General features: G+C 60.1%; 16 protein-coding genes. 7 read left to right on the forward strand and 9 right to left on the reverse strand.

Annotated elements, in window-relative coordinates:
• Positions 1–52: 52 nt before the first annotated feature.
• Together AC5YUO_RS10920 and AC5YUO_RS10925 are read left to right on the forward strand one after the other, a co-directional pair.
• Entirely contained in the window at positions 53–625 is a 573-nt protein-coding gene (locus AC5YUO_RS10920; RefSeq protein WP_496153311.1) for a TetR/AcrR family transcriptional regulator, read from the forward strand.
• Positions 622–966 carry a DMT family transporter gene (locus tag AC5YUO_RS10925; RefSeq protein WP_003509523.1) on the forward strand — a complete coding sequence of 115 codons (345 nt, stop codon included), beginning with the start codon at positions 622–624 and terminating at the stop codon, positions 964–966. The genes AC5YUO_RS10920 and AC5YUO_RS10925 overlap by 4 nt, the downstream gene beginning before the upstream one ends.
• Before the next feature lie 184 nt (positions 967–1,150).
• On the opposite strand, the gene AC5YUO_RS10930 is transcribed toward AC5YUO_RS10925, so the two are convergent.
• The 4 genes from AC5YUO_RS10930 to puuD all read right to left on the reverse strand — a co-directional run bounded on the left by AC5YUO_RS10930 (position 1,151) and on the right by puuD (position 5,956).
• On the reverse strand, positions 1,151–2,284 hold the full coding sequence (locus AC5YUO_RS10930; protein ID WP_496153312.1) for an alpha-hydroxy acid oxidase: 1,134 nt from the start codon (positions 2,282–2,284) through the stop codon (positions 1,151–1,153).
• 80 nt (positions 2,285–2,364) lie between these two features.
• Positions 2,365–3,084 carry a sulfite exporter TauE/SafE family protein gene (locus tag AC5YUO_RS10935; protein WP_496154848.1) on the reverse strand — a complete coding sequence of 240 codons (720 nt, stop codon included), beginning with the start codon at positions 3,082–3,084 and terminating at the stop codon, positions 2,365–2,367.
• A gap of 302 nt (positions 3,085–3,386) precedes the next feature.
• The gene (gene guaD / locus AC5YUO_RS10940; RefSeq protein ID WP_496153313.1) at positions 3,387–4,697 is read right to left on the reverse strand and encodes a guanine deaminase; all 1,311 of its coding nucleotides are present in this window, start codon (positions 4,695–4,697) and stop codon (positions 3,387–3,389) included.
• Entirely contained in the window at positions 4,694–5,956 is a 1,263-nt protein-coding gene (gene puuD / locus AC5YUO_RS10945; protein WP_496153314.1) for a urate hydroxylase PuuD, read from the reverse strand. Before puuD ends, guaD begins: the two co-directional genes overlap by 4 nt.
• 505 nt (positions 5,957–6,461) lie before the next feature.
• Between puuD and AC5YUO_RS10950 the strand changes: the two genes are divergently transcribed.
• Entirely contained in the window at positions 6,462–6,800 is a 339-nt protein-coding gene (locus AC5YUO_RS10950; protein ID WP_400813047.1) for a hypothetical protein, read from the forward strand.
• On the opposite strand, the gene AC5YUO_RS10955 is transcribed toward AC5YUO_RS10950, so the two are convergent.
• From AC5YUO_RS10955 to AC5YUO_RS10975, 5 genes are all read right to left on the reverse strand, one after another.
• Positions 6,776–7,705, reverse strand: coding sequence for a LysR substrate-binding domain-containing protein (locus AC5YUO_RS10955; protein ID WP_496153315.1), 930 nt, complete (start codon positions 7,703–7,705; stop codon positions 6,776–6,778). The genes AC5YUO_RS10950 and AC5YUO_RS10955 overlap by 25 nt on opposite strands.
• Before the next feature lie 237 nt (positions 7,706–7,942).
• Positions 7,943–8,794: a xanthine dehydrogenase accessory protein XdhC gene (gene xdhC / locus AC5YUO_RS10960; RefSeq protein WP_496153316.1), complete on the reverse strand. Its 852-nt coding sequence runs from the start codon at positions 8,792–8,794 to the stop codon at positions 7,943–7,945.
• Positions 8,795–8,989: 195 nt separating this feature from the next.
• A complete protein-coding gene (xdhB, locus tag AC5YUO_RS10965; protein WP_496153317.1) occupies positions 8,990–11,329 on the reverse strand; it encodes a xanthine dehydrogenase molybdopterin binding subunit in 2,340 nt (779 codons plus the stop codon).
• 212 nt (positions 11,330–11,541) lie between these two features.
• Positions 11,542–13,011: a xanthine dehydrogenase small subunit gene (xdhA, locus tag AC5YUO_RS10970; RefSeq protein WP_496153318.1), complete on the reverse strand. Its 1,470-nt coding sequence runs from the start codon at positions 13,009–13,011 to the stop codon at positions 11,542–11,544.
• 136 nt (positions 13,012–13,147) lie between these two features.
• A complete protein-coding gene (locus tag AC5YUO_RS10975; RefSeq protein WP_400813052.1) occupies positions 13,148–13,924 on the reverse strand; it encodes a 3-hydroxybutyrate dehydrogenase in 777 nt (258 codons plus the stop codon).
• A 208-nt stretch (positions 13,925–14,132) separates the two neighbouring features.
• On the opposite strand from AC5YUO_RS10975, the gene AC5YUO_RS10980 reads away from it, so the two are divergent.
• From AC5YUO_RS10980 to sbmA, 4 genes are all read left to right on the forward strand, one after another.
• Entirely contained in the window at positions 14,133–15,194 is a 1,062-nt protein-coding gene (locus tag AC5YUO_RS10980) for an LLM class flavin-dependent oxidoreductase (RefSeq protein ID WP_003524232.1), read from the forward strand.
• A 54-nt stretch (positions 15,195–15,248) separates the two neighbouring features.
• Positions 15,249–16,001, forward strand: coding sequence for a type I methionyl aminopeptidase (gene map / locus AC5YUO_RS10985; protein WP_496153319.1), 753 nt, complete (start codon positions 15,249–15,251; stop codon positions 15,999–16,001).
• A 300-nt stretch (positions 16,002–16,301) separates the two neighbouring features.
• The gene (locus AC5YUO_RS10990) at positions 16,302–17,492 is read left to right on the forward strand and encodes an MFS transporter (RefSeq protein WP_496153320.1); all 1,191 of its coding nucleotides are present in this window, start codon (positions 16,302–16,304) and stop codon (positions 17,490–17,492) included.
• Between the two features lie 182 nt (positions 17,493–17,674).
• A complete protein-coding gene (gene sbmA, locus AC5YUO_RS10995; RefSeq protein ID WP_269701989.1) occupies positions 17,675–18,943 on the forward strand; it encodes a peptide antibiotic transporter SbmA in 1,269 nt (422 codons plus the stop codon).
• Positions 18,944–18,952 lie beyond the last annotated feature (9 nt).

Here is an 18,952-nt window from a genome sequence, read left to right on the forward strand (position 1 = left end):
CGCCCTCACAATTTCCTTGCAAAGAAACCAACCATCCGGTATGTTTTGATGCATGAAAAATGCACATGAACGGAAGAAGCAGCCTGAGATCGTTCGTCGCAGTCTTCTCGACTGTGCGGCGAAACTCGCTGCCGAGCAGGGTGTTGCGGCACTTTCCGTGCAGGCGGTGGCCGATGCCGCCGGGGTGACGAAGGGTGGGTTGTTTCATCATTTCGCTTCCAAGCAGGCCCTGCTGGAGGCGGTGATGGCGGACCTTCTTTCGGCGCTGGATGCGGAAATCGACACGCTCATCTCACAGGATTGTGAAGCTTACGGATGCTTCACGCGGGCCTATGTGAACGCGGTTTTTGCCGATCGCGACCGGGAATCGGGCAGGCAATGGGCGGCGTTATCGGTGTCGATGGTCGGGGAACCGTCGCTTCGGCGCATGTGGACCAGTTGGTTCGAAGGGCGTCTCATCCGTCATAAGGAAACGGATGAGGGGGTGGTATTGGAACTCATACGGCTTGCGGCTGACGGCATCTGGTTTGCCGATCTGCTGGCCGATGACGGCAGGGCAGGTGGCGACAGGGCGGCTCTCCGAGCCCGGATGATCGCGCAGACGAAAAAGGAAATGGAACAATGAACGCGGCAATTTTTACCTATGGGGCGCTTGTCGCGGCCATTGTCTGCGAGGTCATCGCCACCTCGTTCCTGCAGCAGTCGCAACAATTCACCCGGCTGCTGCCGACGGTGCTGATGGCGCTGTTTTACGGTGCGGCCTTTTATCTGCTGTCGTTCACGCTGCGGGCGCTGCCTGTGGGTGTGGCCTATGCGATCTGGAGCGGGCTCGGCATCGTGCTGATTTCCGGGATCGGCTATTTCGTGTTTCGCCAGACGCTGGATCTCGCCGCCGTTGTCGGTCTCGGGTTTATCATTACCGGGGTGGTGATTGTGAATGTGTTTTCGAAGACCGTGGGGCACTAGGCTCTCTTGTCCTCATTCCTGTGCTTGTCACAGGAATCCAGCCGGCGCGCGTCTGCGCGACGGAAAGACTCCTCTCACCCCAAGGACTTGGGCTGGCTGGATCCCTGTGACGAGCACAGGGATGAGGGAGGAAGCGTATCGGCAAGAGTTACCGACGCATCGGTTCGACCTTCGCCCATCACCATCAAGCCAGAATACTGCGATCCACATCCGTCAGCAGCCTTTTGCCGCAAAGCGCCATGCTGATATCCATCTCCTTGCGGATGATCTCCAGCGCTGTCGTCACGCCCTGTTTTCCATCAGCGCCGAGGCCGTAGAGGAAGGGCCGGCCGATATAGGTGCCTTTGGCGCCGAGCGCCACGGCCTTCAGCACATCCTGACCGGAGCGGATGCCGCCATCCATGTGCACCTCCACCCTGTCGCCGACGGCATCGACGATCTTCGGCAGCATGGCGATGGAGGAATGCGCGCCATCGAGCTGGCGGCCGCCATGGTTGGAGACGATGATGGCGTCGGCGCCGGTGTCGAGCGAGGCGCGTGCATCCTCCTCGTCAAGGATGCCCTTGAGGATCAGCTTGCCGCCCCAGCGCTCCTTGATCCATTCGACATCCTTCCACGACAGGCGCGGATCGAACTGCTCCGCCGTCCATGAGGAGAGCGACGAGAGGTCCGAGACATTTTTGGCGTGGCCGACGATATTGCCGAAGCTGCGGCGTTTGGTGCGCGCCATGTCCAGGCACCATTTCGGCCGGGTTGCCATCTGCCAGATGTGCTTCGGGGTGAATTTCGGCGGTGCGGACAGGCCGTTGCGCAGGTCCTTGTGGCGCTGGCCGAGGATTTGCAGGTCGAGCGTCAGCACCAGTGCCGAGCATCCGGCGGCCTTGGCGCGGTCGATGAGATTATTGACGAAATCCCGGTCCTTCATCACGTAAAGCTGGAACCAGAAGGGTCTCGAGGTGACGGAGGCGACATCCTCGATGGAGCAGATGCTCATGGTGGAAAGCGTGAAAGGCACGCCGAATTCTTCCGCCGCCTTGGCAGCCAGCATTTCGCCATCGGCATGCTGCATACCCGTGAGACCGGTGGGGGAGAGCGCCACCGGCATCGAGACTTTTTCGCCGATCATCTCGGTGGCGAGAGACCGGTCGGTCATGTCCACCAGCACGCGCTGGCGCAGTTTTATCTTCGAAAAATCCTCTTCATTGGCGCGGTAGGTGCCTTCGGTCCAGGCGCCGCTATCGGCGTAGTCGAAAAACATCTTCGGTACACGGCGCTGCGCCTGTTTTTTCAGGTCCGCTATGGTCAGGATTTTGCCCATGGATAAAGCCTTCACATTTGAATGATGGCTTCACATAGCACGGATGTCACGGCTGCGACATTAAAATCGACGCGGTTTGATCACCAGAAAGCCCGCAGGAACAGTTCAGTGCCCAAGACAAGCAGGCAGATGAGGAACCAGCGCCGGAATGTTGCCGGGCTGACGATGTTACGAATTTTCTGACCGAGCCACATACCCAGAAGTGCGGGCAGGACGGCGAGTGCGGAAAGCGACAGGTGCTCGACACGGAAGGCATCTTGCGAGGCAAGGCCGGCGGCGAGCGCAATGGTCGAAACGGTGAAGGAAAGGCCGAGAGCCTGGACGAGATCGTCGCGGTTGAAGCCGAGCGACTGGATATAGGGCACGGCGGGAACAACGAAAATTCCGGTGCCGCCGGTCAGCAGGCCGGTTGTCAGCCCTATGGCCGGAGAGAGCCTGGATTCCAGCCGTGCCGGAACAGATAGGGGTTTGGCAAAAAGGCTATAGGCCGCGTAAGCCGCGAGGCACAGGCCGAGAGCCGAGGTGGTCCAGACGCCGGTGCCTGCCGTCATCAGCCGGATGCCGATGAGGGTGCCGACCGTAATGGCGATCATCATCGGCCACAGCCGCTTCACGATGGCCCGGAAATCAGGTCCGGCCAGCAATTGCCAGATATTGGTGATGAAGGAAGGCAGGATGAGCAGGCCGGCGGCGACGACCGGCGGCATGAAGAGGCCGAGCATGCCCATGGCGACGGTGGGCAATCCCATGCCGGTCACGCCCTTGACGATGCCGGCGACGGTGAAAGTCGTGAGAACCATGAGCAGGGTGGTTGTGTCTAAAGCCGGCACGGGGCACTCCAGAGGTCATTCGCGTTTCGGCCGGGATGGCGTCCGGCAATCATTTGAAGCACAGCGGTGCGGTTCTTTTCTTCTCCCCGCCGGGGAGAAGGTGGCCCGAAGGGTCGGATGAGGGGGCAACGTTGCCGTATCTCACTGCCCTTGCCCCCTCATCCCGCTGCCGCGGACTTCTCCCCGGCGGGGAGAAGAAACAAGCGGCGACCACTCGCTCCATAGCCTTGGTATAAATGAGGATGCGGTCCGATGTTTCGGCCGCAGTCGAACTATGCCAGCACGCTCTTCATCGCCCTGCCGGCCACATAGGTCTCCACCACGGTGCGGTCATCGCCCATGGTCAGCATCAGGAACAGTTCTTCCGTCAGGCTTTTCACCACTTCCATCTTAAGGGCCATGGCGGGTGTGGAGGAAGCATTCAGCACCGTGATGTCGGCATCCGTGCCGGCCTCCAGCGTGCCGATGCGGTCAACCATGGACAGTGCTTCGGCATTGCCGCGCGTCATCAAATACCAGCTTTCCAGCGGGTTCAGGCGCTCGCCCAGCAATTGTTGGATCTTGTAGGCTTCGTCCATGGTGCGCAGCATGGAATAGCTCGATCCGCCACCGATATCGGTGGCGACGGCGATCCGCACCGGCTTTTCGCGGCGTTGCAGTTTCTTCATCGGGAACAGGCCGGAGCCGATGAAGAGGTTGGAGGTGGGGCAATGCACGGCCACCGCGCCGGTTTCCGAGAGCACGTCCGCTTCGCGGTCCGAGAGGTGGATGGCGTGGCCGAGCAGGGTCTTGTTGCCCATCAGGCCGTAACGCACATAGATATCGGTATAGTCGGTCGCTTCGGGGTAAAGCTCGCAGGTATATTTGATCTCGTCCAGATTTTCGGACAGATGCGTCTGGATGAAGAGATCGGGAAATTCCTGCGCCAGCGCCTGTGCCGCTTCCATCTGTTTCGGGGTGGAGGTGATGGCGAAACGGGGGGTGATGGCGACGTGGTTGCGGCCCTTGCCGTGCCAGTCGGCAATCACCTGGCGCGTCTCGTCATAGGAGGTTTCCGGCGTATCCAGCAAGCCTTGTGGGGCGTTGCGGTCCATCATCACCTTGCCACCGACCATCAGCATGTTGCGCTTCATGGCCTCAGTGAAAAAGGCGTCAGCGGAGGTCTTGTGCACCGAGCAATAGGCAGCGGCCGTGGTGGTGCCGTGGCGCAGCAGCTCGTCGTAAAAATGCGTGGCGATGCGCTGAGCATGGGCGCTTTCGACGAAACGGCATTCTTCCGGGAAGGTATAGGTGTTCAGCCATTCCAGCAGGTTGGCGGCATAGGAGCCGATAACCTGCATCTGCGGAAAATGCAGGTGCATGTCGATGAGGCCGGGCACGATGAGATGCGGGCGATGGTCCTTTTCCTCGATCTCTTCCGGTGCCGTCTTACGGATATCGGCGTATTCGCCGATGGCGGCGATCCTGCCATTTTCGATCAGCAGGCCGCCATCTTCGATATAGAGATAGCTTTGCGTATCGTCGATTGCGAGCGGCGCGCGGCGGAAGCTCAGCAGGCGGCCACGCAGCAGAACCATGCTCATTCAGTCTTTCCTTCGGCTTTTCCGGCCCCGGAAACCGCACTTTCATACCATGCGGTCAGCACCTTGCGCTCATCCGGGGTGATGGCGGTGATGTTGCCGGGAGGCATGGCATGGCTGCGGCCGGCTTGCAAATAGATTTCGCGCGCATGGGCGGCGATCTGCTCGTCGGTTTCGAGCTTCACCGATTTTGGTGTGAAGGGCACGCCTTCCCAGACAGGCTCGGCCGCATGGCACATGGAACAGCGGCCCTGAACCACATCGCGCGCCTTGGTAAAATGAGCGTCGCTGACGAATTGCTGCTGCATGGGGGAGAGGGCGGCGGCCTTCTGTTCCTCCTCGCCGGTCAGCACTTTCGGCACGGTGGAAAGCCACATGATGACGATGAAGATCAGGACGGTCGCAAGCCAGGTCCATGTCGGCTTGCCCTTGCGGGCATGGGTGGTGTTGAACCAGTGGCGGATGGTGACGCCCATCAGGAAGACCAGTGCGGCGATGATCCAGTTAAACTGCGTGGCGAAAGCCAGCGGGTAGTGGTTCGACAGCATGAAGAAGATGACGGGCAGCGTCAGGTAGTTGTTGTGCAATGAGCGCTGCTTGGCGATGCGGCCATATTTCGGGTCCGGCGTGCGCCCGGCGATCAGGTCTGCGACGACGATCTTCTGGTTGGGAATGATGATGAAAAACACATTCGCCGACATGATGGTGGCGGTAAACGCACCGAGATGCAGGAAAGCGGCACGGCCGGTGAAGACCTGCGTATAACCCCATGCCATCGCCACCAGCGCGACGTAAAGCACGATCATCAGGCCCCAGGTATTGTTGCCGAGTGGCGATTTACAGAGGAAATCATAAAACAGCCAGCCGATGGCAAGCGATGCCAGCGACAGACAGATGGCCTGGAACTGGGTGAGATCAAGCACGGAATGATCGATCAGGAAGAGATCCGCCCCGCCATAATAAACGATGCAGAGCATGGCGAAACCGGAAAGCCAGGTGACGTAGCTTTCCCATTTGAACCATGTCAGGTGCTCAGGCATCTGGGCAGGCGCAACCAGATATTTCTGGATGTGGTAAAAACCGCCGCCATGCACCTGCCACTCCTCGCCATAAGCCCCCGGCGGCAGATGCGCCCGTTTGACCAGCCCGAGATCGAGCGCGATGAAATAGAAGGACGAGCCGATCCAGGCGATGGCGGTGATGACGTGGAGCCAGCGGACGGCAAAGGCCATCCATTCCCACGCAATGGCGTATTCGTACATGCGGTTCCCCTGATCCTTGTGCAGCGCACCTTGCGAGAAATTTGACCGTTAGGAAAGGGAAAAGCAGAGGTCGGGGCACGATTGTTCACAATCCGCTGCCTTTGTGTCCGCAATCTTGCTTGCGGTCGTCCCTGTGCATGGGTTGGCCCGGTGAAGTTGCAGCAGCTCATTCCTGTCGCATAGTTTGTGCTTAGCTGGCTAACGCGACTCAGCTATTATCCTTTGTGCAGTCAGCCGATGTGCTAAAATATAGGGCTGCGGAGCCTCGGGGCGCCTCGTCGAAAATCAATTCCGGTTTTCGCGCCGAAGAACTGGGCTTTGATGACATGTTTCGCTGGCGGTTATTCCGAAAGCGGGCGCTGCGAACCCTGGGTGGGGGCAGATCAGGGGGCAGGTATCGCAGTTCCCGGCGCCGTTGTGTCCGGGTGGGTTTTGATGTGAAATTTGAATAAAGGGACGCAATGATCTTCCGGCAGCCGCCGTTGTTTCAACGGAGACCATGCCGATGCGCCTTGTTCTGACGGTCCTCTTCCTATCTCTGGCGTTCAGCGCCACGGCACTTGCCCATGAATCCCACAAGGGGTTCAAATATGAAAGCTACTGTTGCAATGGCGACGCCGAAACCGGCGACTGCCAGATGATCCCCACGCGCAGCGTTCGTGTCACGCCTGACGGTTACGAGGTATCGCTCGCCCCGGGCGATCACCGCATGGTCACGCGACGCCATGTGTTCAGCTGGTCGCAGCGCGAGGCAAGACGGTCCGAGGATGGCGAATATCATCTCTGTCTGTTTCCGGACGAGGATACGCCGCGCTGCTTCTACGCGCCGGATATGGGGTATTGAGGCGGTTGTTGCTGCCGGCTTTCCTCGATCCGCTTCAGTATCCAGTCGCGGAACAGCCTGATCTTACGAATGTTCCTGCGGTTTTCGGGATAGACCAGCCAGTAGTTCTTTCCTTCGCTGCTGAGGTGCTCGAAGGGTTGATAAAGACGGCCGAGCGCAATCTCGTCGGCATAGAGTTCAGGGGTGAGCATGGCCACCCCCTGGCTGGCAATTGCGGCGGCGGCTTCGAAGGCCTGCACATTGAGGCGGCTGCGGGGATAACGGTCGAGGCCTGGATTTTCAACGCCCACTTCCCGAAACCATTGGCTCCACCAGATGTCGCCGGGATCGATGATGCGCAGACGCAGCAGGTCTTCCGGTTTGTGCAATCCGCCGATGCTTTCGGCAAGGCCCGGATGCAGCATTGGCGTATAAACGCCGCGCAGCAATTGATGGTAGATCAGCCCTTTGCCGTTGTCTTTGCTCCAGCGAATGGCGACATCGCAGTCGGACTGGGAAAAATCGATCAATGCGCTTGATGTATCGAGCCGCACGGCAATCGAGGGATGTTCGAGCTGGAAAGCACCCAGATGCCGCGAAAGCCAGCGTGAGGCGAAGGTGGCGGTGGAATGAATTGTCAGTGTCGCGTCGGACGTGTCGCGCACATTGTCGACGGCCTCCCGCAGATTATTGAAGGCTTCCGCGACTTTCGGCGCAAGTTTTTGCCCCGCCTCTGTCAGCGAGACCTGCCGCGCCTTTCTGATAAAGAGCGGCTCGCCAATATTCTCCTCCAGCAGTTTCACCTGATAACTCACCGCCGTCTGCGTCATGCCCAACTCTTCGTCGGCCCTGGTGAAACTCAGATGTCTGGCTGCGGCTTCGAACACGCGCAGGGCGTTCAGGGGGAACTGGCGGGACATTTTCATGGATAAGTTCTCTTTATGCAAACTGCCAAAGGTTTTATTGGTTTTTATCCGGAAAACAGAGCATTTTTAGCGCAATTCATCAACTGAGCTTCTGACATTTCTGAATGGAGACGAACATGCGCACAGCACTCTTGCGCGCGTGGTCCCGCCTGCGCGCGGGCCTGCGGACAGCGGAACGCTTTACTCTTGAAAGCCTTCAACCCGACAATCTGGCCGACGAAAGCCTGCCGGAGGGGCTCAAGCGTGATCTTGGCCTTGAGGATGGCCGTGTCGATTTTCGTTGCGACGGGTTTCGGCAGCGGAAAATGCTTGCAGCAACTCGGCTGCCACAAGGGCCGCTATGATGGCGGGCCGCTTGTCCCTGACGCTGTTGCCGCCGATGGGCAGGACGAGTTTTGCAAGGCGGGAAGGGGGCTCTCCCTGATCCGCCAGCCAATGGGCGAAGGTGGCGCGTTTGGTCTTCGAACCGATCATGCCGACATAGGCGAGGTCATCGCGGGCAAGCGCTTCCTTCGCGATGAGGAAATCGAGCGCGTGATCGTGGGTGACGATGATGGCCGCGCCGTTTGCCGGGATTTTCGTAACGAGCGCCTCCGGTACGGGTGTCAACACGGAGGCCACCGCCGATGGAAGGTCGCGCAGCTCACTTTCACGGGTTTCCACCACGGTCAGCGTCAAAGGCAGCAGCGACAGGGCCTCGGCCAGTGCCTTGCCGACATGACCGGCCCCGAAAATGAACACGGCGGGCTGCTGTTCGGTTTCGCCCTTGATCCGCGCTTCAAGTGCGGCGGCGATTTCCGCCGTTATCAGCTGGAAGCGGAGCAAGGTGCGGCCGCCGCAGCACTGGCCGATCTCCGGGCCGAGCGGGATGTCCATGCGGTCTTCGGCAGTGCCGGTTCGCAACATGGCGCGGGCGTGGTCTATCGCCATATATTCGAACTGCCCGCCGCCGATGGTTTCCCACAGGGCTTCCTGGCTGACCAGCATGAAGGTGCCGGCCTCGCGCGGCGAGGAGCCTTTCACGGCCTCGATTTCCACGAGGATTGCGGGGGAGCGGGCGAGGAAAGAGGGCAAGGAGGTGTCAGGCATTGGGGCTGGCCCCCTCATCCGGCGCTGCGCGCCACCTTCTCCCCGGCGGGGAGAAGAAACCCGGAGCACTGGCTCCGCCCACCTTACATGCTTTCAGGAAAGGCGAGTCGGCGCGGCATATTTCTTCTCCCCGCCGGGGAGAAGGTGGCCCGAAGGGACGGATGAGGGGGCTCGGCCACATGGGTACGTCCTCCCTCACACCTTCTTCAGCCGTTCCACTGCCATCAGCACCCGCTCCGGCGTTGCCGGTGCATCGAGGCGCGGGCAGACCTTGTAATCGGCGACGGAGGCGACGGCCATGGAGAGGGCTTCGAGAACCGAGATCGCCAGCATGAAGGGCGGTTCGCCCACGGCCTTGGAGCGGCCGATGGTGGGTTCGGCATTTTCCGCCCATTCCGCCAGCCTGACGTTAAAGCTCTTCGGCCGGTCGGAGGCGAGCGGGATCTTGTAGGTGGAAGGCGCGTGGGTGCGCAGCCGCCCCTTGCCGTCCCACCACAATTCCTCCGTGGTCAGCCAGCCCATGCCCTGTACGAAGGCGCCCTCTATCTGGCCGATATCGATGGCCGGGTTCAGCGACTTGCCGACATCGTGGAGAATATCGGTGCGTTCCATCAGATATTCGCCGGTCAGCGTATCGATCGATACTTCCGAGCAGGCCGCGCCATAGGCGAAATAATAAAACGGCGTGCCACGGCCGGCGGCGCGGTCCCAGTGGATTTTCGGCGTCTTGTAAAAACCGGCGGCGGAAAGCTGCACGCGGGCGAAATAGGCCTTTTTGATGAAGTCGTTGAAGGCGATTTCCTCAAGGCCGATGCGCACTCGGTTCGGCAGGAAGACGACTTCTTCTTCCGGCACGTTCCAGTTCTCAGCGGCGAATTTGACGAGCCGCTCGCGGATCTGACGGGCGGCGTCATAGGCGGCCATGCCGTTAAGGTCCGTGCCGGAGGAGGCGGCGGTGGCTGACGTGTTCGGCACCTTGCCCGTTGTCGTGGCTGTGATCTTCACCCGGCCGATATCCACCTGGAAGGCATCGGCAACCACCTGCGCCACCTTGGTGTAGAGGCCCTGGCCCATTTCGGTGCCGCCATGGTTCAGGTGAATGGAGCCGTCATTGTAGATATGCACCAGTGCGCCCGCCTGGTTGAAGGCGGTCATGGTGAAGGAGATGCCGAATTTGACAGGGGTGAGTGCAATGCCCTTGCGGATGATCGGGCTGGTTTTGTTGAACTCGATGATCGCCTCTCGCCGCGCGCGGTAGTCACTAGAGGTTTCCAGCTCCTCGACGACGCGGGCGATGATGTTGTCCTCGATTTCCTGATGATAGGGCGTCGTGGTGCGGCCGGAACCGGTCTCGCCGTAGAAATTCAGCTTGCGGACATCGAGCGGGTCCTTGCCGACGGCATAGGCGATTTCCTCGATGAACCGTTCCGCCCCCAGCATGCCCTGCGGGCCGCCGAAGCCGCGAAAGGCGGTGTTGGAGACCGTGTGGGTTTTCAGCGGCCGCGAGGTCAGATGCACATGCGGGTAGAAATAGCTGGAATCCGCATGAAACAGCGCACGATCCGTCACCGGGCCGGACAGATCGGAGGAAAAACCGCAGCGCGCGGCATAGGTGGCATCGACGGCGTGGATGCGGCCTTCCTCGTCGAAGCCCAACTCGTAATCGACGCGGAAATCATGGCGTTTGCCTGTGGCTCTCATGTCCTCGTCGCGGTCCGGGCGGATTTTCACGGCCCGGTTCAGCTTCTTGGCGGCGATGGCACAGAGGGCGGCGAACTGGTTGCCCTGCGTTTCCTTGCCGCCGAAACCGCCACCCATGCGGCGCACCTGCACCGTGACGGCGTTGGACGGCACCTGCAGGATGTGGCTGACGATGTGCTGGATTTCGCTCGGATGCTGGGTGGAACTCCACAGCGTCACCTCGTCATCCTCGCCCGGCACGGCCATGGCGATGTGGCTTTCGAGATAAAAATGCTCCTGTCCGCCGATCCGCATCGTGCCGGTGAGGCGGCGGGGTGCGACATCCATTTCGATCTTGGCATCGCCGCGTTTCAGCGTCATGGGATCGATGACGAGCGCGCCGCCATTTTCAATCGCCGTATCGATATCGGTGAAATGCGGCAGGTCCTTGTAGACGATTTTCGCCTTGCGGGCCGCCTTTCTGGCGATATCGCGGGTTTCGGCGAAGACCGCGAAGATCGGCTGGCCGTGGAATTCGACCTTTGTTTCGGCCAGCAAAGGTTCGTCGTGGCGACCGCCGGAGGAGATGTCGTTTTCGCCGGGCACGTCCTTGCCAACCATGACCCAGAGCACACCCGGTGTGGCCTCCACTTCGGAAAGGTCCATGGCGACGATCTCGGCATGCGCCCGGTCGGAAAGGCCGAGTGCGCCGTGAACGAGGCCGGCGGGTTCGGGGATGTCATCGATATATTCGGCGCTGCCGGTCACATGCTTATGGGCGGAATCGTGCCGGAGCGAGGTGTGCATCGGGCCGTCGATTTCAGTCTTGGTCTTGTCGAAGCTTGTGGTGTCCATGGTTCAAGCTCCTTCCTGGTGAATGATGGCATGGGGCAGTGACAATGACCCCTCATTCCTGTTCCCCGGAACAAGCCCGAGGATGTCACAGGAATCCAGCCGACGCGCGTCTGCGCGGCGAGAGAGTCCTTCCAGCCCAAGGACTTGGGCTGGCTGGATTCCTGTGACAAGCACAGGAATGAGGGAGGGTGCGGGTGTCGCCATCGCCATCATCACGCCTCCTCCAGCGAGAAACGGCTGAGTTCCTGCTTCTCTCCGGAAGTCTCCAGAAAGAACCGCGTCAGCAGGTTCTTGGCCGTCAGCTGCCGATATTCGGCAGTCGCACGCCAGTCCGTCAGCGGGGTGAAATCCTCATCCAGCGTGTCGCGCGCGGCATCGATGGTGTCCTGCGACCACGCCTTGCCGAGCAGGGCTGCCTCCAGATGTGCGGCGCGTTTCGGTGTGCCGGCCATGCCGCCGAAGGCGATGCGGATGTCCTCGATGGTGCCGTCAGCGCCGAGCATCAGATTGAAGGCGGCACACAGCGCGGAAATATCCTCGTCGCGGCGCTTGGAAATCTTGTAGACGGCGTAGTGGCTCTCCGGCTTCTGGAACGGAATGAAAAGCTTTTCGACGAATTCGCCGCTCAGCCGGTCCTGTTTGCCGTAGTCGATGAAATAGCTTTCCAGCGTCAGGCTGCGATTGCCGGAAGACGAGCGCAGGGTGAGCGTCGCGCCAAGCGCGATCAGCGCCGGCGGTGTGTCGCCGATGGGCGAGCCGTTGGCGATATTGCCGCCGATGGTGCCCATATTGCGCACCTGCTCGCCGCCAAGGCGGTCGAACAGCCGGGCAAGCGGCGGGATGTGCTCTGCGATGGTCTTGAAGGCCTGGCTGTAGGTGACGCCGGCACCGAGTGTCACGCCCTCCTCATCCACGGTGATGGTTTGCAGATCGCCGAGATTGTTGATGAAGATGACAGGGTTCAGCGCCCGCATCTGCTTCGTCACCCACAGGCCGACATCGGTGGAACCGGCGACGATGGTGGCTTTCGGTTCAGCGGCGTAAATCTCGGTCAAATCAGCAAGCGTTGCGGGAATAATCGTGCGATCCTCACCTCTGACCACGGTGATCGTCTCGTTTTCGCGGATCGCCCAGAGCCTCGCCATGATATCGGTCCGGTCCCGTTGCAGCGGGTCGAACAGCGCGCTCGGGCGCGCCGCGGCGATTTTTTCGGCGGCCTTCACGATCGGCTCATAGCCCGTGCATCGACAGAGATTGCCTTGCAGCGCCTTTTCGATATCGGCGCGACCGGGATTTTCGCTTGATAGCCAGAGGCCATAAAGCGACATGATGAAGCCCGGCGTGCAGAAACCGCATTGCGAACCGTGGAAATCCACCATGGCCTGCTGCACGGGATGCAGCGTGCCGTCGCGGGCGGCCAGATGCTCCACCGTGACGATATGGGTGCCGTGCAGCGAGCCTAAAAAACGGATGCAGGCGTTGACGCTTTCGTACCGCAGCGAACCATCAAGCAGCCGCCCGACCAGCACGGTGCAGGCGCCGCAGTCGCCTTCGGCGCAGCCTTCCTTCGTCCCCGTCAACCGCTTGCCGATGCGGAGGTAATCGAGAAGCGTGTCTGTCGGTCCGAAATCCTTAAGCGAAACGGTTTCGCTGTTGAGGATGAAGCTGATCGCGTCTTTCATGCAATGCCTTGCTTTTTGTCCGGCTGCCGAGCCGGTTTCTTGTGATTATCTGTGCACATCTATGCACGCCCGCGCGCGTATATCGATTTCCGTTTTGGCAATTCATTGTTTCCATAACGGAAAGAAAATGCGGCAATTATTGCGCCGTCCAGCCGCCATCCACGGAAATATGCGTGCCGGTTATGTTGCTTGCCGCCTCGCTTGCCAGAAACAGGGCGGCGGCGGCCACGTCATCGACGGTGACGAATTGTTTGGTCGCCTGCAATTCCAGCATCACGTCGTTCTTCACCGCCTCTTCGCTGATGCCGCGCACCTTGGCCATCTCGGGTATCTGCTTTTCAACCAGCGGCGTCAGCACGTAACCGGGACAGATGGCATTGACGGTGACGCCGGTCTGCGCAAGCTCCAGCGCTGCCGTCTTCGTCAGGCCCATGATGCCGTGTTTGGCCGCCACATAGGCCGATTTGTACGGCGAGGCGACAAGGCCGTGGGCCGAGGAAATGTTGATGATGCGACCTTTGCCGGCCTTCTTCATCAGCGGTATTGCGGCCCGCATGGTATGGAAGGAACTGGTCAGATTGATGGCGATGATCCAGTCCCATTTTTCCGTCGGGAATTCTTCGATGGGCGCGATGTGCTGGATACCGGCATTGTTGACGAGCACATCCACCGAGCCGAGTTTTTCGTGCGAGGACTGGATGAGATCGGCGATCTCGTCCGGTTTCGTCATATCCGCGGGGTGGTAAAGCACGCGCCCGCCGCTTTCGGCTTCCAGCAGAAGGCGCAGTTTTTCGATCTCGTCTTCGTCGCCGAAGCCGTTCAGCACGATATTGGCGCCGTCGCGCGCAAATCGCTGGGCAATGCCGAGGCCAATACCGCTTGTGGAGCCTGTCACGATAACTGTCCGATGCATGCTTTCCCCTTTTTGCATTACTTCGCACATGTTTAGGCAGGTTATGCCCAAAGGGGGCTGGCTGGCAATCGCCATTTCGGGGGAGGGTGTCACAGTGGAGAATCCGGCTGCGCCCATCCAATTTTTCGAAGCTAAGCTTCCAGATTTTGCGTTTGTCTGCGGGGGTCTCCGTCCCTATCTCTCAGACAAGCAAACAGAGGTATCGATTATGGAACTCGGTCTTTACACATTCGCGGATGTCAATCCCAACCCCGCCGACGGCCGCGGGCCGGAAGGCGCGCGCCGGCTGCGGGAACTCATCGAGGAAATCGAACTCGCCGATCAGGTCGGGCTCGATGTGTTCGGGCTGGGGGAACATCACCGCCCGGATTATGTCGTTTCCTCTCCCTCCACCGTGCTTGCGGCTGCGGCGGTGAAGACGAAGAACATCCGCCTGACGAGCGCCGTCTCGGTGCTGAGCTCGGACGATCCGGTGCGGGTGTTCCAGCAATTCTCGACTGTCGATCTCCTGTCGAACGGTCGTGCCGAGATCATGGCCGGGCGCGGTTCCTTCATCGAATCCTATCCGCTGTTCGGTTACGATCTCGAAGATTACGACGTGCTCTTCGCTGAAAAGCTCGATCTGCTTCTGGCGCTGCGCGAACAGGAAATCGTCACCTGGTCCGGCACCAAACACCCGGCCATCAACGGGCGCGGCGTTTATCCGCGTCCGCTGCAGGAACGTCTGCCGGTGTGGATCGCGGTTGGTGGCACGCCGCAATCGGTGGCGCGGGCCGGGGCCATGGGCCTGCCGGTGGCGCTTGCCATCATCGGCGGCGAATATCGCCGTTTCGCGCCGCTGTTCGATCTCTACCATGAGGCTGCGCGCCGGGCGGGCCAGGAAAAGACGAAACTGCGCACCAGCATCAATGTGCATGGCTTCATTGCCGACACCACCGACAAGGCGGCGGACCAGTTTTACGGCCCGCAGGCGGAGGTGATGAACCGCATCGGTCGCGAGCGTGGCTGGGGGCCGACGAACCGTGCCCATTTCGACGCGGCGCGCGGGCCGGAGGGCAATCTTTTCCTCGGTGAGCCGGAACTGGTGGCGGAAAAGATCATCAAGGCGCATGGCGTGTTCAGGAATGATCGGTTCCTGCTGCAGATGGCCATCGGCCTGATGCCGCACGACCAGATCATGCGCGGCATCGAGCTTTATGGTACGAAAGTCGCGCCGATCGTCAGAAAAGAATTGACGGGGAGTGCCGATCCGGTGAAAGCCACGGCCTGATGATTACCAAGGCGGGCGTTTTCAGACCCGCCATTTAGAACGACGGACAGCGACATGGTCATTTCCACCGAAGAAGAACTGGTTTTGCTCAAGGATATCGGCCGTTTGTGCGCCGTTGCCATGCAGACCATGGCGGACGCGCTGGAACCCGGTGTCACCACGGCCGAGCTGGATGCGATCGGCCGCAAGGTGCTGGAGGATAATGGCGCGCAATCGGCGCCGGAATTCTGCTACAAGTTTCCCGGCGCGACCTGCATCAGCGTCAACGAGGAAGTGGCCCACGGCATTCCCGGCCCGCGCATCATCAAGGCGGGCGATCTCGTCAATATCGATGTCTCGGCGGTGAAGAACGGCTTTTTCGGTGATACGGGGTCGTCCTTCGCCGTGCCGCCGGTGAAGAAGGATATCGAGCGCCTGTGCCGTGATGGCAAGCGCGCGATGTGGACGGGCCTGCAGCAGGTGAAAACCGGCCGGCCCTTCGCCGATATCGGCAATGCCATCGGCGCTTTTGCCAAAAAGAACCGCTATACGCTGATCACCAATCTCGCCAGCCACGGCATCGGCCGTTCGCTGCATGAGGAGCCGAAGGAGCTGGCCACCTGGCCGGACAAGGACGAGCGCCGCATCATGCAGGAAGGCATGGTGTTTACCGTCGAGCCGTTTCTTTCGACGGGTGCTTATTGGGCGGAAGATGGCGATGACGATCCGTGGACGCTCTATAGCGACCCGAGCGCGCCGACGGTGCAATATGAGCACACGGTAGTGGCGACGAAGAACGGGCCGCTGGTGCTGACGCTTGCGGAGTGACCGCTAACCTCCTCTCCGTCACCCTTGCTCCCAACGTTGGAGCGAGTGGTTGCAGCGTGTTTCTTCTCCCCGCCGGGGAGAAGTCCGCGGCAGCGGGATGAGGGGGGCAAGCTCTCCGAAATCCGGCAACGTTGCCCCCTCATCCCGACCCTTCGGGCCACCTTCTCCCCGGCGGGGAGAAGAAACAAGCGGCGACGTAGGAACGCATCGCCGCTCGCCACGCGACCGATAACGGCCGCTTATAACGCCGATCAAAATAACTCGCTTGTCGCTCATCCGCCCGGTTGCGATAAGCCATGCATGAGCATCGACAAGCCACTTTCCGCCAGACATCTGATCGCGCTCGGTTTCGCAGGCGCCCTCATGATGGCCTCCGCCATGGGTTTCGGCCGTTTTTCCTTTACCCCCATCCTGCCGGGCATGATGGCCGATGTGCCGCTTTCGGCGGGGGATGCGGGGATCGTCGCGGCCGGAAATTTCGCCGGTTATCTCGCCGGTGCGGTTCTCGCCGCCTCTTCATGGGGGTCGGGGCGGGAGCGGCTGGTTGCCCTTTGCGGCCTGTTTTCCACGGCGGCGCTGCTGCTTGCCATGGCCGCCTTCAACTCGGTCGCGGCCTTCACCGTCATCCGGTTTCTGGCGGGCGTCGCCAGTGCGATGACCATGATCTTCACCTCGCAGATCGTCATCGGCCATGCCGCAAAAGCCGGCAGGGACAGTGTGCAGGCGCTGCATTATGGCGGTGTCGGCGCCGGCATCGCGATTTCCTCGCTGGCGGTCTATCTGATCGGCGTCGTTTTTGACGGCGGCGGGTCCTCGTGGAGAGAGGAATGGATCGCCGGTGCCGTCTTTTCCTTCGTTACATTTCTCCTCGTCTTCCGGGTGCTGCCCGCAGGCCCGCCGCGGCATGCATCTTCCGCCGCGGAACCGACGCTTCGCTGGACGCGGCCGCTGTTCCTGACGACGCTGGCCTATGGGCTGTTCGGTTTCGGTTACGTCATCACTGCCACCTTCATCGTGGCGATTGCCCGCATGGCGGCCGCCGGTGCTTTCGTGGAGTTCCTCGCCTGGTTCATCACCGGCTGCGCCGCCGCCGTTTCGCTTTTCCTCTGGAAACCGGTGTTGAGGTCACAGGGGCTGAAGCGGGCCTTCGTCATCGTTCTCGCCGTGGAAGCCGTGGGTGTTTTCGCCTCCGTGATGTTGCCGCCGGTGGCCGGCGTGCTGGCCGGCGGCCTGCTTCTCGGGCTGACCTTCATGGTCATCACCGCCTATGGCCTGCAACTCGGCCGGGAATTTGCCGGACCGAGCCCGCGTCGTGCCTTCGCGCTGATGACGGCCGCCTTCGGCACGGGCCAGATCGTCGGGCCTCTGGCCGCCGGCTGGATTGCCGAGGTGACGGGAAGTTTCACCGCCCCCAGCATTCTCGCTTCCGCCGTGCTCGTCGTCAGTATTCTCCTGATGCTGCCGGTGCTTGCCATGGAAGGGCGGCGCTAGGCAGTCGGTCGTCTTTTCGGTCTTTCACCGGTGTTTCATCACGGTTCGTTTCGATAACTGCGCCTTACATCTTGTTAAGGTCAGCGCTTCTCCGTTGCTGTGCACAAATTTCTGCCCTAGGTTCGGGCCATCGAGTGCTTCGCCAATAATGGCTGATTTCAAACGCGCGTGAGTTCGAAAACGTGTTTCATTCCTTCTTCCCCAGGCCGAAAGCCTTCTTTACCTCCGCCATCGTTTGGGCCTTCTTCGCCATTCTTGCCTGGTATTTCATCTTTGAAAGGCTAGGGGCGTCCTGGGGTTATGTAATGCCCGAGCAGGAACCCTACGATCTCAGCTATTTTCTGGTTCCAGCAAATCTGTTCTTTTACGGCTATCTCGCATCGTGCCTGGCGTTATTCGGCGTTGTCTGGACCGTCATAGCCAAGGATCACCCCTGGAAGCTCTGGTCTATCTGGGGATCGCTGCTGATTATCGCGGTGACCTATTTCGGCGTTCAGATTTCCGTCGTCATCAACAATTTTCGGCGGCCTTTCGGTGACCTTCTGCAAAATGCCCTTTCCAAACAACCGGGTATCGAAGTCTGGGATTTCTACAGCCTCCAGATAGTCTTCGCCAAGATTGCCTTTCTCAGCATGGCGGTTTCGATCCTGACGGATTTCTTCACCAGCCATTACATCTTCCGCTGGCGAACCGCGATGAACGACTTTTACATGTCCAAATGGGAAAAGCTGCGCCATATCGAAGGTGCTTCCCAGCGCGTTCAGGAAGATACGATGCGGTTCTCCTCCACGCTGGAGGCATTGGGCATCACCCTGATCAATTCGGTGATGACGCTCGTTGTTTTCCTGCCGATCCTGTTTGCGCTGTCGTCCTACGTCTCCGAATTGCCGATCATCGGTGAAGTGCCGCATGCGCTGTTCTGGCTGGCGATCGTCTGGTCGATATTCGGTACGGTGCTTCTGGCGACGGTCGGTATCAAACTGCCCGGTTTGAACTTCCGCAACCAGCGCGTGGAAGCTGCCTATCGTAAAGAACTGGTCTATGGCGAGGATCACGCCGACCGTGCCCAGCCGCCGACAGTGAAGGAACTGTATTCCAATGTGCGGAAAAACTATTTCCGCATGTATTGGCACTATCTCTATTTCAACGTCGCACGGTATTTCTACATTCAGGCCGATGCGGTGTTCCTGCTTTTAATGCTTGTTCCAACCATCGTGGCGGGCAAAATCACCTACGGTATCTACCAGCAGATCGCTACGGCCTTCGGCCAGGTCAGCAATTCGTTCCAGTATCTGGTCAATTCCTGGACGACGATCATCGAGTTGCTTTCCATTCATAAACGTCTCGTGGCGTTCGAAGCAGCGATCGACGACAAGCCCCTGCCGGATATCGATGAGCGCTATCTGCAACGGGAAGCGGAAGCTGGTGAACTGGCGGCAAATAAGCCCTAAAAACATATA

The organism is Agrobacterium sp. LEGMi-208b (assembly GCF_059511785.1).